General features: G+C 36.0%; 25 protein-coding genes and 1 pseudogene. 6 read left to right on the top strand and 20 right to left on the bottom strand.

Annotated features, from left to right (window positions below):
* Positions 1 to 5: 5 nt before the first annotated feature.
* Genes I5435_RS22855 through I5435_RS22840 form a run of 4 tightly spaced genes read right to left on the bottom strand, consistent with a single transcriptional unit; the run spans position 6 to position 1,451 of the window.
* Positions 6 to 332, bottom strand: coding sequence for a zinc-ribbon domain-containing protein (locus I5435_RS22855; RefSeq protein ID WP_024364323.1), 327 nt, complete (start codon positions 330 to 332; stop codon positions 6 to 8).
* A gap of 18 nt (positions 333 to 350) precedes the next feature.
* Positions 351 to 770: a zinc ribbon domain-containing protein gene (locus I5435_RS22850; RefSeq protein ID WP_024364322.1), complete on the bottom strand. Its 420-nt coding sequence runs from the start codon at positions 768 to 770 to the stop codon at positions 351 to 353.
* A 15-nt stretch (positions 771 to 785) separates the two neighbouring features.
* Complete coding sequence (locus I5435_RS22845) at positions 786 to 1,067, bottom strand: zinc-ribbon domain-containing protein (RefSeq protein WP_024364321.1); 282 nt, start codon at positions 1,065 to 1,067, stop codon at positions 786 to 788.
* A gap of 18 nt (positions 1,068 to 1,085) precedes the next feature.
* Positions 1,086 to 1,451, bottom strand: a complete 366-nt coding sequence (locus tag I5435_RS22840) for a DUF2085 domain-containing protein (RefSeq protein ID WP_337983032.1) — start codon at positions 1,449 to 1,451, stop codon at positions 1,086 to 1,088.
* A 321-nt stretch (positions 1,452 to 1,772) separates the two neighbouring features.
* On the opposite strand from I5435_RS22840, the gene I5435_RS22835 reads away from it, so the two are divergent.
* Both I5435_RS22835 and I5435_RS22830 read left to right on the top strand, forming a co-directional pair.
* Positions 1,773 to 2,843, top strand: a complete 1,071-nt coding sequence (locus I5435_RS22835) for a DUF2920 family protein (RefSeq protein WP_337983031.1) — start codon at positions 1,773 to 1,775, stop codon at positions 2,841 to 2,843.
* 275 nt (positions 2,844 to 3,118) lie between these two features.
* Positions 3,119 to 4,610: pseudogene (locus I5435_RS22830) on the top strand (IS1182 family transposase); the annotation flags it as partial.
* Positions 4,611 to 4,740: 130 nt separating this feature from the next.
* Here the strand turns inward: I5435_RS22830 and I5435_RS22825 are convergent.
* Both I5435_RS22825 and I5435_RS22820 read right to left on the bottom strand, forming a co-directional pair.
* A complete protein-coding gene (locus I5435_RS22825; RefSeq protein ID WP_024364318.1) occupies positions 4,741 to 5,475 on the bottom strand; it encodes a glucose 1-dehydrogenase in 735 nt (244 codons plus the stop codon).
* A 108-nt stretch (positions 5,476 to 5,583) separates the two neighbouring features.
* Positions 5,584 to 6,216, bottom strand: coding sequence for a TetR/AcrR family transcriptional regulator (locus tag I5435_RS22820; protein WP_337983030.1), 633 nt, complete (start codon positions 6,214 to 6,216; stop codon positions 5,584 to 5,586).
* 448 nt (positions 6,217 to 6,664) lie between these two features.
* Here I5435_RS22820 and helD point away from each other — a divergent pair, with 448 nt between their 5' ends.
* Positions 6,665 to 8,989, top strand: a complete 2,325-nt coding sequence (gene helD / locus I5435_RS22815; protein WP_025220889.1) for an RNA polymerase recycling motor HelD — start codon at positions 6,665 to 6,667, stop codon at positions 8,987 to 8,989.
* A 151-nt stretch (positions 8,990 to 9,140) separates the two neighbouring features.
* On the opposite strand, the gene I5435_RS22810 is transcribed toward helD, so the two are convergent.
* Positions 9,141 to 9,632: a hypothetical protein gene (locus I5435_RS22810; protein WP_024364315.1), complete on the bottom strand. Its 492-nt coding sequence runs from the start codon at positions 9,630 to 9,632 to the stop codon at positions 9,141 to 9,143.
* 231 nt (positions 9,633 to 9,863) lie between these two features.
* Between I5435_RS22810 and I5435_RS22805 the strand changes: the two genes are divergently transcribed.
* Both I5435_RS22805 and I5435_RS22800 read left to right on the top strand, forming a co-directional pair.
* Complete coding sequence (locus tag I5435_RS22805) at positions 9,864 to 10,013, top strand: hypothetical protein (protein WP_227665392.1); 150 nt, start codon at positions 9,864 to 9,866, stop codon at positions 10,011 to 10,013.
* Positions 10,014 to 10,176: 163 nt separating this feature from the next.
* Entirely contained in the window at positions 10,177 to 10,395 is a 219-nt protein-coding gene (locus tag I5435_RS22800) for a hypothetical protein (RefSeq protein WP_024364314.1), read from the top strand.
* Between the two features lie 79 nt (positions 10,396 to 10,474).
* On the opposite strand, the gene I5435_RS22795 is transcribed toward I5435_RS22800, so the two are convergent.
* From I5435_RS22795 to I5435_RS22775, 5 genes are all read right to left on the bottom strand, one after another.
* On the bottom strand, positions 10,475 to 12,208 hold the full coding sequence (locus tag I5435_RS22795; RefSeq protein ID WP_025220888.1) for a sensor histidine kinase: 1,734 nt from the start codon (positions 12,206 to 12,208) through the stop codon (positions 10,475 to 10,477).
* Positions 12,209 to 12,211: 3 nt separating this feature from the next.
* On the bottom strand, positions 12,212 to 12,979 hold the full coding sequence (locus I5435_RS22790) for a response regulator transcription factor (RefSeq protein ID WP_025220887.1): 768 nt from the start codon (positions 12,977 to 12,979) through the stop codon (positions 12,212 to 12,214).
* Between the two features lie 258 nt (positions 12,980 to 13,237).
* Positions 13,238 to 14,350: a bifunctional peptide-methionine (S)-S-oxide reductase MsrA/peptide-methionine (R)-S-oxide reductase MsrB gene (gene msrAB, locus I5435_RS22785; RefSeq protein ID WP_337983029.1), complete on the bottom strand. Its 1,113-nt coding sequence runs from the start codon at positions 14,348 to 14,350 to the stop codon at positions 13,238 to 13,240.
* An 18-nt stretch (positions 14,351 to 14,368) separates the two neighbouring features.
* Complete coding sequence (locus tag I5435_RS22780) at positions 14,369 to 14,899, bottom strand: redoxin family protein (RefSeq protein WP_337983028.1); 531 nt, start codon at positions 14,897 to 14,899, stop codon at positions 14,369 to 14,371.
* Positions 14,900 to 14,913: 14 nt separating this feature from the next.
* Positions 14,914 to 15,630, bottom strand: coding sequence for a cytochrome c biogenesis protein CcdA (locus tag I5435_RS22775; protein ID WP_337983027.1), 717 nt, complete (start codon positions 15,628 to 15,630; stop codon positions 14,914 to 14,916).
* 215 nt (positions 15,631 to 15,845) lie between these two features.
* On the opposite strand from I5435_RS22775, the gene I5435_RS22770 reads away from it, so the two are divergent.
* Complete coding sequence (locus tag I5435_RS22770) at positions 15,846 to 17,054, top strand: MFS transporter (RefSeq protein ID WP_337983026.1); 1,209 nt, start codon at positions 15,846 to 15,848, stop codon at positions 17,052 to 17,054.
* Positions 17,055 to 17,126: 72 nt separating this feature from the next.
* Here I5435_RS22770 and I5435_RS22765 read toward each other — a convergent pair whose 3' ends face one another.
* The 8 genes from I5435_RS22765 to I5435_RS22730 all read right to left on the bottom strand — a co-directional run bounded on the left by I5435_RS22765 (position 17,127) and on the right by I5435_RS22730 (position 23,753).
* Complete coding sequence (locus I5435_RS22765; RefSeq protein ID WP_024364307.1) at positions 17,127 to 19,022, bottom strand: BMQ_0737 family morphogenetic spore coat protein; 1,896 nt, start codon at positions 19,020 to 19,022, stop codon at positions 17,127 to 17,129.
* Between the two features lie 208 nt (positions 19,023 to 19,230).
* The gene (locus I5435_RS22760) at positions 19,231 to 19,503 is read right to left on the bottom strand and encodes a hypothetical protein (RefSeq protein WP_024364306.1); all 273 of its coding nucleotides are present in this window, start codon (positions 19,501 to 19,503) and stop codon (positions 19,231 to 19,233) included.
* Positions 19,500 to 20,168: a hypothetical protein gene (locus I5435_RS22755; RefSeq protein WP_025220883.1), complete on the bottom strand. Its 669-nt coding sequence runs from the start codon at positions 20,166 to 20,168 to the stop codon at positions 19,500 to 19,502. Before I5435_RS22755 ends, I5435_RS22760 begins: the two co-directional genes overlap by 4 nt.
* Before the next feature lie 173 nt (positions 20,169 to 20,341).
* A complete protein-coding gene (locus I5435_RS22750) occupies positions 20,342 to 20,755 on the bottom strand; it encodes a MarR family winged helix-turn-helix transcriptional regulator (RefSeq protein WP_024364304.1) in 414 nt (137 codons plus the stop codon).
* Positions 20,756 to 20,827: 72 nt separating this feature from the next.
* A complete protein-coding gene (locus I5435_RS22745; RefSeq protein ID WP_025220882.1) occupies positions 20,828 to 22,324 on the bottom strand; it encodes a serine hydrolase domain-containing protein in 1,497 nt (498 codons plus the stop codon).
* A 33-nt stretch (positions 22,325 to 22,357) separates the two neighbouring features.
* Positions 22,358 to 23,017 carry a hypothetical protein gene (locus I5435_RS22740; RefSeq protein WP_024364302.1) on the bottom strand — a complete coding sequence of 220 codons (660 nt, stop codon included), beginning with the start codon at positions 23,015 to 23,017 and terminating at the stop codon, positions 22,358 to 22,360.
* Positions 23,018 to 23,019: 2 nt separating this feature from the next.
* The gene (locus I5435_RS22735) at positions 23,020 to 23,427 is read right to left on the bottom strand and encodes a permease prefix domain 1-containing protein (RefSeq protein ID WP_024364301.1); all 408 of its coding nucleotides are present in this window, start codon (positions 23,425 to 23,427) and stop codon (positions 23,020 to 23,022) included.
* Positions 23,424 to 23,753 (bottom strand): PadR family transcriptional regulator, encoded by a 330-nt coding sequence (locus tag I5435_RS22730; protein WP_024364300.1) that lies wholly within the window; start codon positions 23,751 to 23,753, stop codon positions 23,424 to 23,426. The genes I5435_RS22735 and I5435_RS22730 overlap by 4 nt, the downstream gene beginning before the upstream one ends.
* Positions 23,754 to 23,857: the final 104 nt, after the last annotated feature.

The following is a 23,857-nucleotide window of genomic DNA, read 5'->3' as shown; positions in this document are numbered from 1 at the left end:
TGTAATTAATAGTAATAATAGCTATCATTCATCATTTCAGTTGCAAAGCCTATTACAAATGAAATAATCGCTACAATAATTGAAATAGCTAGACCAATTACCGCGAATATTAAAGCTGATTTTGCTGCTTTTGGCTGTGTATCTTTCCATGCAAAATAGATAATAAAACCAAGTAGAGGGAAACAGCATAAGCTGAGTACATTAATCCAAATATTTGGTGCATCTTCTTTTGCTACAGTCTTTTGTTTGTGAAATGTTAATACGTTAACACCGCAATGTATACAAATTTCGGCATTGTCATCAATGCTAGAACCACAATTAGGACAAAACATTGTAAAACCCCCTACATATTAAAAAAATTCCCATTTGCCAACTTGCTTCCCTTGTCGTTTTTTATTTGCAATCAGGACAGCATCGATCACGTTAATAGGTGTAATAATAAAAGAAGATAATCCTAAGGTTATCAATGTTAATATAAAAGAAACGACTAACATAACTAACCCTTTAAAAATTTGTCCCATTATTATTTGTCCTAATCCAACGAGGAAAAAGCTTAAAATCCCTATAATCGCTGGATGATAAGATTCTGCAGCTTGCGTTTTTTTAATTTCTTTTAGCATAGAGCCGCAAGCAATACACATGGCTTGATTACAATCTACCTTAGAGCCACATGAGTGACAGAAGTTTTTAGTGACGTAAGGTCGTACACCACATTTCGTGCAAATTTCCGTTAACGCAGCAATAGGTTCACTACAGTGAGTACAATACATAACTATGCCCTCGTGCTATTGACTTGCTAGTCCAATAATGAACATTACGATATAGAATAATACGATAACTCCTATGCTAATGAAGAAGAATATTAAAGCGGATTTAGCCGCAACTGGTTTTTCATTTTTCCAAATAAAATACATAATTAATCCAACAAGTGGTACACAGCAAAGTGTAATGATGTTAATACCCCAGTTTGGTTTGTCATCCCCAACTGCATTTTTTACTCGGACACCACAGTGAATACAAATTTCGGCGTGCTCTGAAATTTGTTCGCCACAGTTTCTACAAAACATAATAGTACCTCCAATAATTCATTGTAAATTCCTTCCAACATTTTGACCCAATAAAAAAAATTGGTAACCCATAATGTAGAAAATATATATAATACCGATACCACCCGATAATCCAGTAAGGAACCGTCTATTATTAGTACTTTTCCATTTACCAAATAATTGTCCAAAACCATCAATAGCCATTGGTAAAATTAGTAATATGATAATCCGCAAATCTATTAAACCTAAAAGTATCACTAACATGATGGATAAGAGATATCCTACAGCCATCCCAGTACATCTTGCACATAAAGGGAACTTTTTACCTTTAAAATGGAATGAGCGGTCTGGTCTTTGATGGCAAAAGAAAAAAACTTGCAATAAAAAATTAATATTTTTTGCCATATTTGTAAGCTCCTTTATTATTCTAGCGTATAGTATATAACAAAAATGGAAACTAGTGAATACAATACATAATTTTAGTTTTATTGTAATGTAAGGTAAAATTATACATAGTAACTTTTTGCGAAAATATAGATGTTTGAATGAAGTTTTTAGCTAATCTGAAGTGTAATATGCCATTTGATTTAGAGCTGTTGAAAAGAAATTTATTTTTCGCTTGAATCTAGTACATGATAAAAAAAGCACTCAAACAGGTTATTGAGAACCATATTATAAATAAGTAAGATTATGTATAATTGTACTTACGGTAAAAGGGGGAAAATTATGGCACACTCTGAAAGCATAAAAATATCTGCACACCCTAATCTTTATAATGGAAAAAGTGGAAGAGAACTAAGGATAGATTTTTCTTTACCCACACAAGGCACAAATAGTGAAACAGGTATTGTCGTTTTTGTTCCTGGATTTGGCGGGAATGTTGATTCTAAAGTATATAAAAAGATGCGTGAAACCTTTGCTGACCAGTATAATTTAATTACGATGCAATGTGATTATTTCGGAAACAGATTTATGCAGGGTGCAAAAAATATTTCTATAGATCAATCTAAAGTTAAAGAAATACTTAGTAGCGATGAGTTTGCATTAGTAGCTGACAAAAAGGCTACAATATTAGAGTTAATAACAAATAAAGAACTAACTATCCAAGTTGCAGAGGATTTACAAGAAGACCTAGATGAATTTAATGATATGGGCTTTATGCAAGCTATAGATATTATAACAGCCATTGAAGCTTTAAAAATTATTTTAGTTGATAATCATATTGAATTTGATACTAAACGATTAATTGGATATGGACATTCTCACGGAGCATTTTTGTTACATTTGTGCAATAAAATGTATGAACCATTTTCTTTTATTATAGATAACAGTGCTTGGATAGAACCATTATACTTACACGAGAATAGACAGTTATTTAATAGGTTTGAAAATTCTAAATTATTAATTGAATTTGATTACATTGCAAAAGACATTATAAAAAACAAAGATAATCTCAATTTGTTTGAAATCTATAAAGGCTTTGAAAATAAAGCACAAATTCTAACATTCCAAGGTACAGATGATAATTTAGTAGATTATCAAGAAAAGAAAAAATTAATAAACAATTTAAGCAATGCTGATTACATATTAATCACTGAATCTGATGTTGATAATATTAAGTATAAATCACACAAACATGGATTAGATGCAGACTTTTTAGAGTTATTCTCCTATGCGCTGAGTTTTGAAAAAAATGCTAGTAATGAATTAGTAGATAAACGAAAGAATTTCGCAATTGGGGATTTAGAATTTATTTTAGACACTAGTCACGGGCTACCAATTTTTAGTATCAATTAAAATGTGTTTTGGGATACAAAAATATATAAAAAACTAGAATGCTTTGAATAGTAAAAGATATTAATAATAATTTATCCCTTAACTACAGCTTATCCTCAATAATGAAGAAATAAAAAAGAGGCTGGGACAAAACCCTCCTCTAAAAACTAATAAGCCGTTGAAATTTTACTCATCGTAAAATTTCAACGGCTTTGATTATTTTTACATAAAAATAAGAACCACTTCTGATAAGATAAAAGTACACCACATACCAAATCTCTGAAAGAAGGGTTCTTATGTTCAAAAATTATAACATGAATCAATTAGTTTTGCCTTTAGATTTAGAAATGAAATTACAAAAGAATGACATTGCCTTCCATGTCCATCATTTAGTCGAAAGTATCCCGCCCGAAGCGTTTGAACCATTTCTTCGAAATGAGGGCTGTCCTGCCTATCATCCACGCATGATGCTTAAAATTATCTTATGTGCCTACACGCAATCCGTCTTCTCAGGGCGCCGAATGGAGGCGCTTTTAAAAGATAGTCTTCGGATGATGTGGCTAGCACAAGGGTATGAACCAACCTATCGCACAATCAACCGATTCCGTGTCCACTCAGAAGTCAAAGAGTTGATTCGACAATGCTTCGTTCAATTCCGCTGCCAGCTGGTACAGGAAGAATTAATTAATCAGGAAGCGATTTTTATTGATGGAACAAAAATTGAAGCGAATGCAAATAAATTTACATTCGTTTGGAAAAAGTCGATTGAGAAATATCATAACGGACTCATTGAAAAGTCCAACCAGCTATACAATGAGCTACTTGAAAAAGAAATCATACCCGAAATGGAACGGGAAAATGAACAGGAATTAGCATTGGAAGACCTTGACCAAATGGTCAAAAAAGTAGATGAAGTGATTTCTGAATACGATCGAAAAATTGGGGACTCATCGGATGTGGCAGAGCGAAAGGCTTTAAGAAAGGAACGAAAATTCCCAAAGCAAACGCGCAAACAATTAATCGACTATATGGAACGCAAACTAAAATATCAAAGAGACTTCGAAATCTTTGACGGACGAAATAGTTACTCGAAAACAGACCCGGATGCGACATTTATGCGTATGAAAGATGACTATATGAAAAATGGTCAATTGAAGGCAGGTTATAACATACAAGTAGCAACAGAGGGTCAGTATGCGCTTGCCTACAGCATTTTTTCGAATCCAACGGATACACGTACATTAATCCCATTTTTGGATGAAATCGAACAACATTATTTGAAGTTACCAAAACATATCGTAGCAGATGCTGGATATGGAAGCGAACAAAATTATGATGATATCCTTGTGAACCGTAAGCGAGAAGCCTTAATCACATACAACATGTATGTAAAAGAACAGAGGAAACCGTATAAGCAAAACGAATTCAATACAGGGAACTGGGCTTATGATGAAGAAAATGATCGATATACTTGCCCAAACCAACAACAGCTTGAATTTAAATATCGTACCACGAAAACGGATAAGTATGAGTACACGCGTGAGTTTAAGGTATCGAAAGTTAACAGTGAATGAGAAGTGGGAACAACAAAAAGAACATGTGAGAACAAAGCTTTCAGAAGAAAAAACGAGTACCATTTATCGTCAACGCAAAATTGACGTGGAACCCGTTTTTGGATTCTTGAAGGCTAATTTGCGTTTCACTCGATTTTCTGTACGAGGAAAATCGAAGGTTGATAACGAGATGGGTCTCGCATTAATGGCTGTGAATTTAAGAAAATTCACAGCCATTAGCTAAAAGCTATATGGAGACAACATTAAAAAACAGAGAAATCCGAATTTGAATAAATTCAAATTCGGATTTCTCACTAATCAAAGCTAGTTATGTCCCAGCCTCTTTTTCAGTTGTCGGAAACTTCTTATTGCGCAGTTAATCCGCCGTCGATAATGAATTCTGAGCCTGTTGAATAGCTAGATTCATCAGAAGCTAAAAATAGTACCATATTCGATACTTCTTCTGGTTGTGCTACACGTTTTAATGGAATGTGTTTAGAGAATTCTTCTACTGCTGCTTTTGTATCTTCTTGTACAACCATTGGCGTTGCGATTACGCCTGGGTGCACTGAGTTTACGCGAATGCCCATTGGAGCTAGATTGATTGCGGCTGCTTTTGTCATACCACGTACTGCAAATTTTGTATCTGTATATCCTACAGCACCAGCAACTAAACCGTTCATTGAAGAAATATTGACGATTGAACCGCCACCAGCTTTCATCATTGAAGCTGCCACAGCTTTCATACCTAAAAATACAGATACTTGGTTAATATCCACAATGCGTCGATATTCTTCTAATGTCATATCAAGCATATTTTTCGCCATCGTAATGCCGGCGTTGTTAACTAATACGTTTACTGGACCAAATGCTTCTTCCGCTTTTGCAATGACTGTAGCCCAATCTTCTTCAGAAGTAACATTTTGTTTAACGAAAATTGCATTTTCACCTAATTCAGTAGCGAATGCATGGCCTTTTTCTTCATTTAAATCTGTTAAAATAACTTTTGCACCTTGCTCTACGAATAATTTAGCATGTGCAGCACCCATACCTTGTGCAGCGCCTGTAATGATTGCTACTTTACCTGATAAACGACTCATATAAAAAGCCCCCTAAACCTCATTTTTAAAATGTGATAGTTGACTATCACTTTATACTTCCTAGTTAACAACTTTCTAGTTGGAATGTCAATTCAAACGACTACCCAATTATTGTGGTCGAATATAGGTTAAAAATACATCCTTTATCATCGTGAGCTGCTTGTCCGCTGAAAGGAATGTAGAGAGGTTTGTATCATGGGTTGTTAGGCTTGATTTAAATGTAAATAAACTGAAATTCTGCACCATCGTTATAATAAAAACATCTAAATCAATGTCCGTTCTTAATGAGCCATCTTTCTTGCCTTGCTCAGCTAATGCTAATAAGATAGTAGCTAATTTGCTTCGTGCAAATAAGTATTCCGCATATTGCTCCGTTGATTCAGCAGCTATTTTTTCATATAGATCAAAGGACTCAAAAAACTTTGCTAAACGTAGCTGTGGGTCCTTTGTGCCGCCTATATAATAATCTAAAATTTGCTCGATTTTTTCAAAAGCCGGAATCGTCTGCTCGACAATTTGTCCTATATCTGTCGCCATTTCATTTGTAATAGAATTGGAAGCTGCGATAACTAAATACTCTTTTTTAGGGAAGTACCGAAATATTGTTGCAATCCCAACCCCAGCGGCATCTGCCACGTCTTGCATCTGTATGTTTTGAACGCCTTGCTCTAAAAATAAATCCTTGGCAATTTGGATAATATTTTGGCGACGTTGTAGTTTTTGTTGTTCTCGTTTACTCATTTTCGTCACTCCAACTATTCTTCTTACATTAATTGTAGCATGTTTACTTGCTATCACTTATGTTCGCATTGCAGCTAATTCTACTTATTTCTTTATGTTTGTAATAGCGCTCATAGCATTTATTGTAGTGTGGTTTGTACCCAAAAATAAAAAAGTAAGTAATTAATGCATGAGTTGCCAAAATAGAAAGTACCGTTCTAAATTTTTAGAGAGGTGCTTTTTCTAAATAAAAAACACCTCTAAGTGGCATCTTAGAAGTGTTTGGGATATCAATTTATAATAAATAATAGAAAAAATGCTCAATCCATTGATAAAAATGTGAGCATGTGTTAGATTTATATAGATAGGCACTTTCGTATTTAAAAGTGTATAATATCTCTATTTTAATTATAGATCATTGTTTTTCATAAGTCAACCCATATACTTTAATTTTTAAGGAGTGAATGCGATGAAGTCGGAGTTTCAGCAAGAGCAACAACGTTTGGACATTGTTATGGAGACTATTTCAGAGCAACTGAGTAAGTTGGAGAAAGAAACTTTACAGCGTAAGAATGAAGTAGTAAATATTCGCAAACATTTTTGGGACGAAATTAAGGTCAATATGGATACCTTTGATGATTACCTTGAGACGATTATCGGCTTAAGACAAGAAACGCAAGCACTGTCTGTCAGTCAAAGCACACACAAACATGCTTCTAAAAGATTGTCTACACTGCGTCGGATGCAGAAAGTGCCTTACTTCGGTCGAATTGATTTTTTAGAAGAAGGTATGTCGGTGAAAGAACAAGTCTATATTGGTATTTCATCGCTTATGGATAAAAGCGGGGAGGATTTCCTTATTTACGATTGGAGATCACCTATTTCGAGTGTTTACTATGATTACATGCCAGGCCCTGCCCAGTACACGACACCGGAAGGCATTATTTACGGGGAATTAGAGAAAAAGTGGCAATACCTAATTCGTGAAGGGGTACTTCAATCCATGTTTGATACAAGTTTGACAATTGGGGATGAAATTTTACAGCAAGTGCTAGGGCAAGGTACAAACAAGCATATGCAAAGTATAGTAGCAACGATTCAACAGGAGCAAAACCGAATTATCCGCCATGATCAAGGCAGGTTGCTTATTGTACATGGAGCAGCTGGCAGTGGGAAAACTTCAGCAGCTTTACAACGCATTGCTTATTTGCTTTATAAATACCGCGACAGACTGAATGCCGATCAAATTATATTATTTTCACCTAATGCTATGTTTAACAGCTATGTCTCTAATGTATTGCCTGAACTGGGCGAAGAAAATATGCAGCAAGTAACGTTTCAGGAGTACCTACATCACCGACTAAGTAAAGAGTTCGAGGTTGAAAATCCGTATGAACAATTGGAATATGTCTTAACTGAAGCCCATACGCCTGCTCATAGTATAAGAGTAGCGAACATCCGCTTCAAAGCATCTACTCGCTTTTTTGAAGTTATTAAAGCATACAGAAAGTCGCTGGAGTTTAACGGTATGATATTCAAAGACATTCACTTCAGAGGACAACCGATACTTACCGCACAACAAATTGGTGAACAATTTTATCGTAACGACACGTCACTTAATTTCCATAATCGACTGGAAAAATTAACAGAATGGATTTTAAAGAAAGTGAAAGAAACCGAAAAAGTTGAATGGAAAAAGGAGTGGGTGCAAGAAGAAATTGAGTTGCTTAGTAATGAAGAATACCATAAGGCACGAGTTTATTTAGCTAAAAAGCAAGGCTTTGCCAGAGAGACGATAGCCGATTATGAGATGGAGCCTCATAAACTTGCGCGATTGATTGTATCTAAGAAGCTGAAGACATTGCGGAAACGAATTCGTGCGTTACAATTTATCGACATTAAGGAAATCTACAAGCAGTTGTTTATTGAACCTGAGCAAATAAAACAGTGGGTAGATAGAGAAACACCAGTAGAGTGGGAGGCTATTTGCCAAGCAACGCGAGAGATGTTAGATGAAGATAAATTATATTACGAAGATGCTACTCCTTTTTTATTGATGAAAGAATTGATTCAAGGTTTTCAAACGAATAGCGCAATCAAGCATATTCTTGTGGATGAGGCGCAGGACTATTCGCCATTTCAATTCGAGTTTTTAAAACGCTTATTTCCTTTTGCGAGGATGACGGTGCTAGGTGATTTTAATCAGGCTATCTTTGCACATGCTAGCGAAATAATTGATTTTAATATGCTGAGTAGCCTATATGGGCCCGATGAAACAGAAGTTATTACGATGACGCGTAGTTATCGCTCGACAAAACCGATTATCGAGTTTACACGTAAACTAGTGCCGAATGGCGAACGCATTATGCCGTTTGAACGAGATGGCGCATTACCTGTGCTAACGCAATTATCGGATCGTGCAGCTTTACATCTTGCTATTACAACGAAAGTCGAAGCTTTGCGACAAGACGGCTATAACAGTATTGCCATTATCTGCAAAACTGCTGAGGAAAGCAAACATGCATTTGAAGCTTTGTCCGATATTGAGGATGTGAAGCTTATAAAATATGGCTCACCGGAGTACGAACAAGGTGTCGTCATTATTCCATCTTATTTATCCAAAGGAATCGAATTTGAAGCGGTTATCATTTACGATGCATCTGAGCACATATATGGTGATGACAGTTTACGTAGGGTTTTCTACACTGCCTGTACGAGAGCTATGCATTATTTGCAACTATATAGCGTAGGGGAACCGAGCCCACTTTTACGCAATGCTATACAGGAAAATTGAAGTGCCAGTCACTCAAACAATTTGCCTTGCAAGACGCACAGGATGTAAGCCGCAACAAATGTAAGTTGCGGCTTACGTTGTGCCTGCGGAAAGGACGTGGATTTTTATGGAATAGGGGATTTCATCATTATTCAATTTGCTGTGTAATAGCTTAACACCAAACAATTATTTCATGCGGTGTCGTTTGGGCGGGAATGCTTCTTGTCGTAGGGCCATAGACAACAATAAGAGTGCGATTTGCAGGGCTTTTTGAAAAAGGTTGCCCATTTTTAAGTAAAATGGGCGTGTAGGGAGCAACATTTAATTGTAATTGCCCATCACTACTCAACAATTGCGAATTAAAAAAGTCGACTTTTACATTTTGATAGCTGTTTTCTTTGGCAACGATTAGTGCTTGGTATTGTGGAGGATAAATCATTGGGGCAGGTGCATTCCCATCATAATACCCAACAATGCGATCCCCACGGCTCACAACTTCTTGATTTACAAAGTAAGTAGAAGGTGAAATAACAAAATTAACGATGCCACCAGCACCGTCTTCTACAGTCATTAAAGTATAACAACCTTCACTTCCCCCATTCTGTCCGACAGCAAAATCATTTATTTGTGAAACAATTCCTTGAAAAAATTTAAAATTGACCATAGCCATTCCTTTCTTAAAAAAGTGTAAGCAATTACTGAAGACAACTTCACGCCCTGCATTCAATTCAACATCCATTCGTACAGGGTCATTGTAATCTATGTAACAAGCCTATTTGGGGTGACTAAAAATATGTAGCTTTATTTTTAATACAAAGCAATAATATATTTTTTACTTAAATCACTATATACTTATCTAGAACTAAAACGTAATTTTTCTAAGGAGGGGAGCCTTTTGAATTGGATTTCTAAAAATAAGAAACCCTTTTTAGCATTCATCGTTATTCTTATTATTATTGCGGGTCTGCTCGATATTAAATATGAAGGACTATTCTTTCAAATGTTACCTAAAACTGTTCAAGACTTTTTAGCTAACTTGTTGTAAATACAAGTTTTATTAAACGTCTAGACAAGCAAAAGTACAGACTGTGCTTTTTTGCATAAATGAATTCATGTATAAATAAAAGTCCATCAGACTGGCCAAACTTTAAGATGAAAAGTAATCGCGTAGTTCGATTCCTTTTCAATAAAAATCATGGAGGATGGCTATGTCAAATATAAACACAAATCGTAACAATGCAAAAGCTAAGGACAAGTTTAGTGCGAAAAAACAAGAAGTTAATCAAAATGGTAAAAAGCTCTATCAAGGAGAGTTTGGCTCTGAATTTGATTTTGATGGGGCGGTAGCACAAGCAAATAACTTTCCTGAAGCACAAGGGAAAAATGCCGCTCGACAACCCGTAAGCGAGCGGACTGCATGGCACTAGTTTGTATTTGACAACTATTCAATACATTGAGTTAAAGGACTAAGGCGTCAATGCCTTAGTCCTTTTTAAAAGAATGCGTTCATGATTTTATTGTTGATGGAATTTTAATAGAGATGGTTGTTCCTATGCCGATACTCGAATCAATCGTTATGCCATAATCAGGGCCATAATAGAGTTTAATGCGCTGATCAACATTTTTAATGCCAACGCCTCCTAGTTTTGTGCGCTTTTCAGTTGGCTCCTTGTTTAATTGATTAACGTCGAAGCCTTGTCCGTTGTCTTGGACTCTAAGTTCTACATCACTACCAGTAAGTTTTGCACTAATATGAATATGACCAATATGAGAAGAACTTCGAATTCCATGATATAAAGCATTTTCTACGATGGGCTGTAAAAGGATTTTAGGCATTTGGACATTGCGTATGGCTGGTTCACAGACAATCGTGTAATTTAACTTCTCCCCATACCGTTCTTTTTGAATAAATAAATATTGACGAACATGATCTAATTCATTTTCTACGGTTGTCAGTTCGTTTCCACCACTTAGTGAAAGTCGGAAAAATTGAGCGAGTGCTTTTGTCATTTCTATCACTTTCTCACTATCATTAAACTCAGCCATCCAAACAATTGTATCTAATGTATTGTATAAGAAATGCGGATTAATTTGACTGTGGAGCGCACTAATTTCTGTGGCTCTTAAGTGCTTCTCTTTTTCAGTAATTTCTTGCATTAATTTTTCAATTTGGACAATCATACTATTGAAATGTTTTGCTAAACTTTGTGCCTCATAGCATCCTTTTGCATCAATAGGCACCTCTTTTAAGCCGTATTCGATAGTTTGCATAGCTTTTTCTAAACGTTGGAATGGTTTCGTAATGCGTCCAGCGAATAATGCAACACTAACAGCAGCAATAATAAAGAGAACAGTTCCTACTAACAGAAAGATTTCGAGCAATTGCCTTTTAATCATTAACAATCCATCTTGCGAAGAGACACCAACAAACGTCCAGTCTGCATTCATTAACTTATAGGTGTGCGTTAACGTATTTTTTTCTTTATCATAGCCTGCTTGATTGGCGATTATTTGCTGTAATTGTTGTTGTTTCATGGAGTCTGCAAAATACGCTGTATCTCTGTGATAAACGACTTCGCCTTGATCATTGATAATGAAAGAAAAGCCATTCTTCCCTAAATCTAAATTAGCTAAAAAGTCTTCAATCACTTTATACTGGATATCGATAAGCAATACGCCAATATTTTGACCTTCATTATTTTTTATTTCGCGACTAATCGAAATAACCCAGTTGTCTTTATCCATTGAAAAGTGCTGCATCCGTGCAGAGGTTAAAACGGGTTTGCTACCGTTATTAACAGCCGCCATATACCATTGTTCCTTCATCATATTGCTCGACATACTCATAATTAAACCTTTTTCATTGGAAAGTACTTGCCCATCTTTGCTCACAATAACAACCGATTGAATAAATGGATCGGTTGTCATCGTTGTCCGAATCATCGACAATAAATTTTGCTTCATAGCGGAATCACGCTCTGTAGTTGAAAAATAGGATACAAGCTGAGGGTTTTCAGCAAGTAAAGCAGAGACCGCTTTTAGACGCTCAATATAAAGGTCAATATACATACCGCTCTTTTCTACTGCTGTTTTCGTACTAGAGGTTGCTTCACTCAATACAACGGAGGAAATACTATAATATAAAATGCCGCCCATTAATAACAAAATAACACCACTTGCTTTTAAATAGTGAAGGGCAATTTGCATGCGTAAAGTTTTCAGCATATTGGACTTCTTCATTTACTATTCCCTCATTTTTTCTCTAAACTGATTCGGAGAAACATCAAATTTCCTTTTAAATGTGGCACTGAAATAATTAGGGTCGTCAAAGCCGACAGCTGCTGCTACTTCATATACTTTCATATCAGTGCTAAGTAAAAAAATTTTCGCTCGGTCTAAGCGAGTAGAGAGCATATAATCTTGAAAGTTTTTGCCGTACAGGCTTTTAAACAAGCTACTCAAATAAGAATTACTTAGTGCCAGTTGTTTTGCTAAGTAGCTTAAAGAAAAATCGACATTGGCAATATTGCGGTCAATTTCCTTTTGGATTTTTGCTTTATAACCAGTATCATCATGTACTTTTGTATCGTTTAATATTCCTTCGACAAGCTTCGATATTTCATGCTGGCTTTGTGTTGCTTGCAGTTTTTCAATCAGATTTTTTAATGTTTCTTGAATGTCTTTTTTAGAGACTGGTTTTAGAACATAGTCATCAATGCCAGCCTTTAATGCTGTTACAGCATAATCAAAATAGTCATAGCCTGTAATAATAGCAATTTTGACATCTGGTTTTAGTGCCTTTGCCGCAGTGGCAAAATCAAGACCGTTCATTTTCGGCATATTGATGTCAGCTAGTATAAGGTCAGGGCTATGTTTTTTGAAAATTTCAAGTGCGGTTTCACCATTTGAAGCTTCGAATACCGTTGAAATAGAAAGCTCCTCGAAATTAACAAATGAGCGAATTCCTTTAATGATAATAGCTTCGTCATCGACGACCAATAATGTATACATGACATCACCTCTTTAAAAACATTCATAAAATAGGAGCTATTCCTTCATTGACAACTAAACAAGCATAGATGCAGATGGCACTGCTTATGCGCAAAATCCACTGTACTTTCTGCGGGCACGACGGAAGCCGCAACATTCGTCGCTAACCGCGCGAACCTGTTGCGGCTTATGTTCTGTGCATTGCTAAAAGGAGTCTGCGTAAATTTTAGTGGATCGACATAAATTGTTTCAGAATTGTTTGAGTGACTGGCACCGTCATTATTTTGTGAGATGTACTAAGTATCCGTAACCTGCTGCTTCCATTTCGGCTTGTGGAATAAACTTAATGGCAGCACTATTGATGCAATAACGTAAGCCGCCACGATCTTTAGGCCCGTCATTAAATACATGCCCTAAGTGGCTATCACCACTGCGACTTCTCACTTCAGTTCTAATCATATTATAACTTGTATCTTCATATTCAAGCACTACTGCTGGGTCAATTGGTTTTGTAAAGCTTGGCCAACCGCACATCGAATCATATTTGTCCGCTGATGAAAAAAGGGGCTCCCCCGTAACAATATCAACATAAATGCCTGGATCATAATTATCCCAGTATTCATTGGAGTAAGCCATTTCTGTACCATTGCCTTGTGTTACTCGATATTGTTCTTTTGTTAATATTTTTTTAATTTCATCGTCGCTTGGCTTTGGATATCGTGCAGGATCAATGAGTGATGGTATTTCTTGATTTTCCAAAGAATCAAACTTTACATGACAATAGCCATCTGGATTTTTTTCAAGATAATCTTGGTGGTACTCTTCTGCAATTGTAAAGTTAACAAGTGGTTCCACCTCGGTAACAATAGGCTTATCATAGCGTTCTTGTTCTTTTGCTATTACTTTGTCAATAATCGCTTTATCGGCTTCATCTTTATAATAAATACCTGTACGATATTGGGTACCACGGTCATTTCCTTGCTGATTGAGTAAAGTTGGGTCAATTATTTGAAAGAAATGTGCTAATAGTTTTTCTAAATTAACACGTTCAGGGTCATAGCGCACATGAACTGTTTCTGCATGGCCAGTATTTTTCCAAATGACGTCTTCGTAGGTTGGGTTTTCTGTGTTGCCATTTGCATAACCAGATACGGCATCATAAACACCATAAACACGCGCCATATAATGTTCTACACCCCAGAAGCAACCACCTGCAAGCCAAATATCTTTTAAATTATTTGTATCAAAACTGACATTGACGTTAGGGTTTGGTGGATATTTAGATTGTGCTTGTGCTGTACTTGCATTACTTGCTAACAGAGAAGTGTCCGCTGAGCATGCAGATAAAAGTAGAAAGATACTTACTAATACGCCAAATAATTTTATCTTCATTAGAGATTCCTCCCTTTATTATTGGATACTTTTAAATTTCTCAATAATTTGTGGATTGCCTACATGGCCGGGGAGCGTTTGAATTAGTTTGCCATCAGATCCAATATAGGAAGACGTTGGATATGCTCGCACATTGTATTGTTTTGCAATGGCGCCATCTTCATCTAATAGCACTTTAATATTTGAAGTGTTTTCAACCCCATTAAACCATTTAATAAATGCAGCACTGTCTTTTTCATTATTAAAATTCGGTGAAACGATGCTTAAGACAACAAAATCCTGTTCCTCACCAGCCAATGTATTTAGTTCTTCTAAGCCAGCTAAACAAATAGAGCACCAAGAAGCCCAAAACTTTACGTACACTTTTTTACCCTTGTAGTCAGCAAGATTATAACGATCCCCTTTAACATCAACTAAGTTAAAGGAGGGGGCCACAATGCCCTCGTTACTAGCCGCTGCAGTAGTAGCAGTATTTTTGGAATCTGCAGAACATGCCCCTAAAAAAAGGACTGCTACGAACAAAATAACAAGATGTTTTAAATGATTCATACTAAATCTCCTTTCTATTGTGGAATGAATGTTAATAATAGGTTTAAATTATTTGTCATTAAAACAATTCCCATGAAAATAATCATGACACCACCGGCAATTTTAATTTTCTTTGTATGCTTATTGATTTTTGTAACATGACGTAAAAGGAAATCGGAAAAAAGTGCAAGAACTAAAAAGGGAATTAGTAATCCAAGTGCATAGAAAAACATCATCAGCGCCCCATAAGTAGCTTGGCCCTCACTTGCTGATAAGCCTAACACTGCTCCTAAAATTGGTCCGATACAAGGTGTCCAACCCATACTAAATGTTAGACCCAAAAGATAGGTGCCGAGTAAGTCACGTTTATTACTCCGTGTTAGCTGCACTTTCGTTTCTTTATGAAGCACGGCTAATTTAATGAAGCCAATTTGATGTAGACCGAGCAAAATGACTACTGCCCCACAGACGACGATAAACCAGTCTGTATTAATGACCGAACCAAGAAAACCGGCGCCAAATCCTAAAATCACAAAGCTTGTTGAAAGACCGACAACAAAAATAATCGTTTTAAATAGTAAATGTGTATTTACATGCCATTTACCGATAGAGAAGCCATGTTGCATAGCAGTTCCACTTTCATTGGTTGACAAAACTGAAAAATAAACCGGTAGTAAAGGGACAATGCAGGGGGAGAGGAAAGAAAGAATTCCCGCAATAAAAACCGTACTGAATAAAAGCTGTCCGTCCATGATCGAAGCACCACCTTTCTTGTATAGTTTTATAGTAAGAAAAGTGAATGCAAAGCAACATAGAATGATTTTATGAAACTCTTAGAAATCATCTTGTAAAAACATTAAGTGTGTAAAGTTAGTGAATTTTGTGCGTTTAGGGTAAGAAGGTATTAAACGAATACACTATTATTTTTCAAGTTTTTGGTAAGATAAGGTAGGGGGGAGGGGTTGCTATGAAGATTTTTCGAAGCTATGGCTTATTATTAGGGGGATTTGGCTTTTCTTATTTAGGAAATTGGATTTATCTCGTTGCTTTAAACTTAATGGTTTGGCATTTAACGTATTCAGCAACAGCAGTAGCAGGTATCTTTATTGTTGGTCCGATTGCCCGCATCCTTACAAATTTTGTGGCAGGTTCCATTATTGATCGGTCAAATAAAAGAAACATTATGATTGCGATGGATGTTTTACGTGGACTAATTGTTTTCTTAATGCCCTTTATGACATCCATCTGGCTTGTCTACGGCTTATTATTTTTAGCGAATGTCGCTAGTAGTTTCTTTGGACCAAGCAGTACATATTATATTGCCAAATACGTGCACGATGCAGATAAGCAACGTTTTAATGCCCTGTTAGGCACATTCAATTCAGGTTCTTTTATGTTAGGCCCGGCCATCGCGGGTGTGCTTATTGCCTCTTTTAATATTAATATTGCGATGTGGGTAAACAGTGTGACATTTTTTGTTTGTGCATGGGTGATTGCCCGTTTACCGAACTTAGAGGAGGAAGTGAAAGAGAAGCGGGGAGTCCTGACAATTCGAGTAATGATAACGGACTTTAAAATCGTTTGGACTTTTATACAACAACAAAGGCAATTTTTAAAATTTTTTATTGCCTATCAAATTGCACTCATGGTTGCTTTTGCATTAGACTCGCAAGAAATGACGTTTATCAAAAAAGTTTTATCAGCTTCTGATAGTTTGTATGGTGTACTTGTCAGTGTTGCAGGGGTAGGGGCTATTGTTGGTGGTTTATTGGCAATGGCTTTAGTACAGAAATTTTCAATCACTACCTATATAGGAGTTGGACTAACATGTACGATGTTATCCTATACCTTGTTCTATGCGTCCAGCAATATTTGGTTTGCAACAGGTTGCTTTATCACGTTAGGTGTTTTTATGGCATTTAGCAATACGGGATATGATACGGTCTACCAAAAAAACATTCCACCACATTTAATGGGGAGATTCGGTAGCGCTGTCAGCCTTGTTCAAAGTGTTATTCAAATAGTACTTACATTTAGTTTAGGCGTAATGGCAGATTGGTTTTCTCTACAGCTTGTAGCTGTTATGTTTGGTGCAATTGGTCTGGTATTTGCCATATACATGGCTATCCATATTGCAACAAATAAGCAGGCACTGCAAATCAAAAAAACAAATTGACTATATTTTTATAGACTGTGAAATAAAGGTAGGACCCATCAACTAGTGAAAGGTCCTTCTTTGTCATAGCAATTATGGAATTGGCGTTGACACATTGCCCATTAAAGCAAAAGCATTTAATGACATCGTTCCTGGGGCATCAGTCATATTATAGCCAACTGGATCATTCGGAAAAACGACGTCATAAATATTTGGTGGTACTACTAATCCCCAAGGTAAGGCCACATTAAATATATTGTTATAGACTTGTATTTGGCCATTGGCTGGAATGGATGTTGGAAGCCCGAGTGTATAAGTATAGTCTACATAAACAGAAAGGTTACTTGAAACAGAAAATGGATCTGGACTTTCAATAGGTGGATTAGGATTTGTGATTTGATTGTTTTCAATCAATATCGGTGCAATTGTTGAAAAATTGTACGGCTGTGTAGGAGGAATAAACGTAATGGTCGGCCCTGGTCGGTCTTGTTGGTCAATAACATTGTTTGAAACATGAATAGAAACAGTGTCGTTAGCTGCAAGGTTAAATAATACAAAGTGTGAAAAACGGGTCACAGTATTATTTAATATAATAAATGAAGCGTTAATAAAAGTGTCTGTAGGTGTATCTACTTGGAAAATAATAGCGTTTCTGCTATCGGGTCCACCTGAAAATGTGTTGCCGGAAATATTCATTGTTCCTGTCCCGCTTCTGAGCTCTATGGCATGTCGATTACCAGTATGAATAAATGTTGAATTGAGGATGGCTATATTGGAGGCATTGATAATTGCAAGACGCTTTGGTCCTCCTTCTATAATAAGATTATTTAACGTTATATTATCATATAAAGTGTTGCCAGGAGCATGGTCAATTCTCAATAATGACACATCATCTGCATTTGTAATGGTCGGACTGAGAAAATGAAGATTGTTAATTGTCACATTATTTGCGGCAATATTGAGATTTGATTGTGCCACCGGTGGATTTGGAAACTCAATCACTGTATTCTGTGCAGAAAGGCCAGAAATTGTTAATGGTTTATTGACAGTGATATCAGCTGTTTCAATAAAATTTCCTGGGAAAACAATAAGACTATCCCCAGCATTGGCCCCATCAATTGCTGGTTGTAAATCGTTATAATAGATTCCCTGATTAATGTTAAGTATACGCCCTGCTGGTGGCGTACAAACAAAATCAGGTGAAAGTGAACGCCCTCCGGCAGGGCAAAATGTGCAGTTCGATGAAGTAAGACTTAATAATAATGTACAACTTTGGTTAGAACAAATGAAAGTCTCCTCACATATGCCCGTACACGTTTTACAAATGTAATCTCCAATACTAATACCATTACAATTTCCCGCCACATACATTACCTCATATACACAGGAAAAGGGAACATTGATTTGTGGAATGCTAATCGGTGTAATAACCCAATCATATACTTGTGGGACTTTCAAGCAGAGCTTTTCAAACAGTTGTGTTGTTTTTTCTAGATTTGGCTTAAATGGAATGGACGGTTGTTGATCTGGTAAAAAACATTTTGATAGTAATATATCTTTTCGAGGTTTACAAAACTGACTTTCCATTGTGACTACAATGTCATGGATAGACTGAACTGATAAACATAGGTCGATGGCTATTAATAAACCTTGGAACATACCATTTGCATTAACTGCCTGAGAGGAACAGTGAAAATCAGTCAGTCTACAGGTTATTTGCGTCCCCTCGGGTGCACATAATAAAATTTGTTTTGTTACAGAAAAAGGTTCTATATGTCTAAGGCCATTATCGAGCACAATCGTTACATAACCAGTGATAAGAATATCTACTCGTTGAAGGTCAATAGTTGTTCCATTTGGCAAGACGGACCATTGTTTAGGACGTGCGTTTGCAGTAGTTAACTCTGTACAGCTTATACTCTTTGGCAAATACGGGTCCAGTTCACGCCCGTTTTCATCTGATAGAAAACAACATAAGACGCTTACCATAATACCCTGTTAACGGATTTAAGCTTGTTTATTTTCATTATAAAATTGCTCCTTTTTCCATTACTCCTATCTCCCATTATTATATGTACGTTGTGGTAAGTTAACAGGTGATTGGCCTAGAAACCAATTTCATTTCCAACAAATGAAAAGAGGTTCAAGTAGTGATATAAAGATGTGAACCTCTTTGCTAAGAGCACGACGCACCATTTTAAAACTTTAGTTTTGAAAAACAAAATGTGATCGAACGTTTGATGTAAAGCGAGCAAAAGAACAGCAAGCAAGATATAACGAGTGCAAAAGGGATACTGAAAGCAATCGGAAGTTCAATGCCTTGCCAAATGCTCATTTTGATTTCATCAATGCCTACAGTTCGTAAAATACCAGCAAGTATGGATATTATGGCGCTTACAACCAGTCCTACGTATAGAATGGTTAACACAATAAGGGCTAAGGAACAAAAAAATCCACGAATCATTTTCATCCTTGTTCCCTCCTAATGATGTGATGTACTTTCGCAAGGGGGGAAATGGTATAACTTTCGGTGTAATAAAGTTTCTGTATTGTACAATGGTCCCCAACTTCAATAACAGTACCGTCTACAACCTCTGCAATTGTGTAAGCAAGGTGTAAATTTTTGCCCTTTATCGAATGACAATGCAGTTTTTTACTGAGAAGAGAAAGTGAGAACTTATCTTTTTCTATGATGATGTCATCTGCAACGAGTTGGGTAATGCTACTTGGACCAGATAATTTTAAGTGAAAATGAGATGCCTGTATTTCTTGAGCTTTCACAAAGCCGATTGCCTGGAACTGCTGTGCATGTAAGGATTGTGCAATTGTCAGTTTTCCTGTACTCGTAATAGTCGAAACTTCCCCAGAGCGGATTGTTACATTCCCCGCATTCGTCAACTCTCCTATTTCACAATAATCTTTCATATTACAAGAGCCTGTATTTTTTAAAGTGCGAGCAATAACACGGGAATGAAATACACTATGTCCATGTGTGGATATAATCTTTAAGTTCACTTTTTGATGGACACCAACCGCCCCGCGAATATTCAACTGTTCGCAGTCGGGCATTAAATCATAAATTTTGCCACTAGTAAGCGTAATACTATGCTGTTTTTGTATGCGTTCATTTGTCATGCTAATTATCACCTCTTTTAATTTAATTAATATATATTTTAATAATTAAAACATATATTAATTAAATTATATGCTGCTCTATTTTGTCAAGAATAAAAAACTGCCTAGTCTATAGGTGAAAAATAAATACCGTTATGAGGGCAATAAAAAAAGGATTTCAATGTTTGAAATCCTTAAAAAATTTTTTGCATTAACTGATTTACATCCGTTAATACATTTGCTATTTCTGTTAGTTTTTCTTGTGGAAGTTTTAAAAAAATTTCTTGTACTTTTTGTTCTCCTTCTGTCGTTAATTTCATATTTACGACACGTCGATCTTCACTTTCTCTAACGCGTTGAACAAAATTAAGCTTCTCCAATTTATCGCACATGGATGTAACAGCCCCGGGGGTTACACTAAAGAAATCAGCAATTTCTGTTGCCTTCATACCACCGTTGATTTTTAGCTGAAGAAGAAGGATAAGCTGGTTTTGAGATAATGTTTCGCCTTCTGACAGCAGATTCACAAACATCATAGATTTTTGCTGTATTTCAAGCATTTCGCGCATGATGCTTTCAACTTCGTGCATTGGATTATTTTTTGACATATGATCACAGCCCACTAAAATATTTACTTATTAAATTATATAGTAAATATATAATTTATGTGAAGTGAACCATTAATAATTTCCACGTAACCTTGAAGCGAGTATGGGTTTCTTCAGTAGGTATTGAACTAACGTGATGAGCCCTATTATTAAAAGTGATACAGGTACTATAAATAACAAATGTCCTATTCCAGGAGCAAATAAAGTTACAGTAGATAATGGACCAAATAATTGTGGGAAAGCAATTAAAACAAATGAAGGTAGTAGCAAGTTAAAGACCGCTAGTGAGAACCACTGAAACGCCCGCTGAAAAGTTGTTACTTTAGGTTTTTTACGGTTAAACAATCGATAAATAGACCGAACAATAAGCGCAATAATAATCGCTAATAGTAAATCGAATAGTATATATTTTAGAAAAGGCTTACTATTCGATAATGAGGGTTGTTCTTGATGGACAAGTTGATGAAGTCCATTTACGATGGCATCATATTCATTTAAATTAAAATAATCCATTGCATTGATTTGGAGACTAATACCGTATTCCTTGTCCAATAACACTTTTGAATAGGTGTTTTCTGTCCAGCCATTATGGGAGATAATCGCATTTTTTACTTCCCAACCCATGGCATAATAAGTACTATCCCCGATAAATGCAAAAGGGTGGTGTAATTTGTTCATTGCGTTTGGTGATAGTATGTTTTTCCCGTTAAAGTGACCATTATTCAATTGCGCTATCATGTAATTTGCCATATCTTCTGCACTAGAAAGAAGATATCCTGAAGAAACAGTACCACGATGGATTAACTGTTTTGTAGGCATCTTAAATCCAAATACAGTTTGATAACCCGTAGCGCTAGTATTGTTGCGATCATCTTTTGGATCTGCATAACTATTATGCATTGCCAGCGGCTTAAAAATATGTTCCTCTACATATTCTTTATAGGATGTATTTGTAACTTCCTCTATGACTGCACCTAATAAGTTATAATTCAAATTTGAATATTCATATTGGCTACCTACAGGTGATGCCAACTTTATAGTGGCTAAGGTTTTTACATGTTCTTGTAATGTTTGATCACCGTCGGATATTGCTACTTGGCCATCATAAGTAGAGAGACCGCTTGTATGGTTTAACAAGTGTAGAATAGTTATTTTTTTAGCTTCTTCTTTATTAGCAAGTTGAAACGTTGGTAGTATGGAGGACACTGTATCATCTAAATGGAGTTTCCCTTGTTCCACAAGCTGCATGATGGCAAGAGCAGTAAACGATTTACTAACGGAGCCGATGACGATAGGTGTTTGTGGTGTCATTTTTGTCCCATCTGGTTTTGAAACACCATAACCTTGCAAATATTCAACTTGGTGTTCCTTAACGATAGCGAGTGAAGCCCCTGGGATGTGCAATCGGTCAATTTCTTTTGTCATAAATGCGTCAATAGCAGAAATATCTAAGGTTTTATCTTTATCCATGACATGATCGCTAGTGGCAAATACAACACCATTGACAGTGAATAGTATGAGCAGGAAGATGACGATAATTTTCCCAATAGCTGATTGTTGTTTATACATAAAGTATGATTCCTTTAGCTGTATTGTAGTCGTTTAAAAATCTTTGGTCATGGTAGAACTTTGATAAAGTCTTCTTTTATAAACATAAAAATACATACTTAATGGCCACCAAAGTACTAAGAATATTGGGTAGATCGCCCAAATTACGCTTGGTGAAGAAACAATGTTGACGATAATAAAAAAGATACTGATGTGTAAGCTAGCATAAACCGAGAAGGCAACGAACGTTCTTTTTTGGGCATGATATAGAGCTAATGGCCACCATATCACTAAAAATGCCGGGTAAATCGCCCAAGGATATTGTGGGGACATGATGAAATTGATGAATGAATAATAGAAGATGGTGCTTGCACAGCCAATCAGTGCAATATTTAATGATTTCGCTTTTTCCTCTAAATACATAAGAATGGGCCACCATACTATCGGATAAATAGCATAGATAAACCATAAATGCTGCGGTGAATACAATAGATTTTCAATAATGAGAAAAGCAATAACCATGGCGCTACAAATGACGGCGTATTGTTTATATAGTTTTTTGGACATGAAATATAGAGTGATTGGCCATAGCAACAGCAATATACAAGGGTAAATAAACCATATTGTTTGAGGAGTTGTTGTATAATTGACAATTCCTAAAAATAGCATAGTCATCAAACTGCCAACAACCGAAAAACTAATAAAATGTTTCATATTTACTCACTCCATTTCTTACGTGACCAGACGAAGTACATCGAAAGGGGCCACCATAGTATTGCGAAAATTGGATAAATCGCCCAAATTGTATTGGGTGTGTAATAAAGATTGATAAAAATAAAGAACGCTGCTATTAATCCACTTCCCCATAGCGAAAATTCTAAATTTAACTTAGCCATACTTTTCTTTTCAGGCTCTTTTACACCCAATTCCTTTTTTAAATCTTCAATATCGCCAAATTCAACGATTGCTTTATTGATGGCATCCTCTTCTTCCTTCCCTTGCTCCATTAAATAAAATACTTTTTCTTCAAGGTTTTCGATGATTTCCTGTTTCACCATTTCTGTTTCAGTATTGCGTGGCATGTCTTTAAATAGCTCATCAATATGATGTTTAATTTTTTTCATTCTAAGCCCTCCATAAATAAGTCGATAATTTCCTTCACTTCTGCCCATTCTTTTACAAGCTCGCTTAAATAAGCCTTGCCTAATGAGGTAATGCGATAATATTTTCTTTTGCCTCCGTGCGATACATCGCCATAATAGGCTTCAATTACTTCTTTTTTTTCTAAACGTTGAAATACGGCGTATAGAGTTGCTTCTTTAATTTGAAAACGATTTTTTGTCCGGTTGCTTATTTCTTGGGAAATTTCGTAACCATAGCGATCCTTCTCTAAAATTAGCCGTAAAATAATTGAATCCAAGTGTCCACGGATAATGTCACTTCGAACCATACGTCACCTACTTAAAATTATTGCTCTATCTGATGGAGTAATATTAGCAAAGATTACTCTATCTGTCAAAGTAATAATTGGTACTTTATAGAAAAAGTTAAAAA

Source organism: Lysinibacillus sp. C5.1 (genome assembly GCF_016350185.1).
Classification (GTDB): domain Bacteria; phylum Bacillota; class Bacilli; order Bacillales_A; family Planococcaceae; genus Lysinibacillus; species Lysinibacillus sphaericus.
The sequence above is the reverse complement of the archived record's forward strand: the minus strand, read 5'-3'. Positions and strand labels throughout refer to the sequence as shown.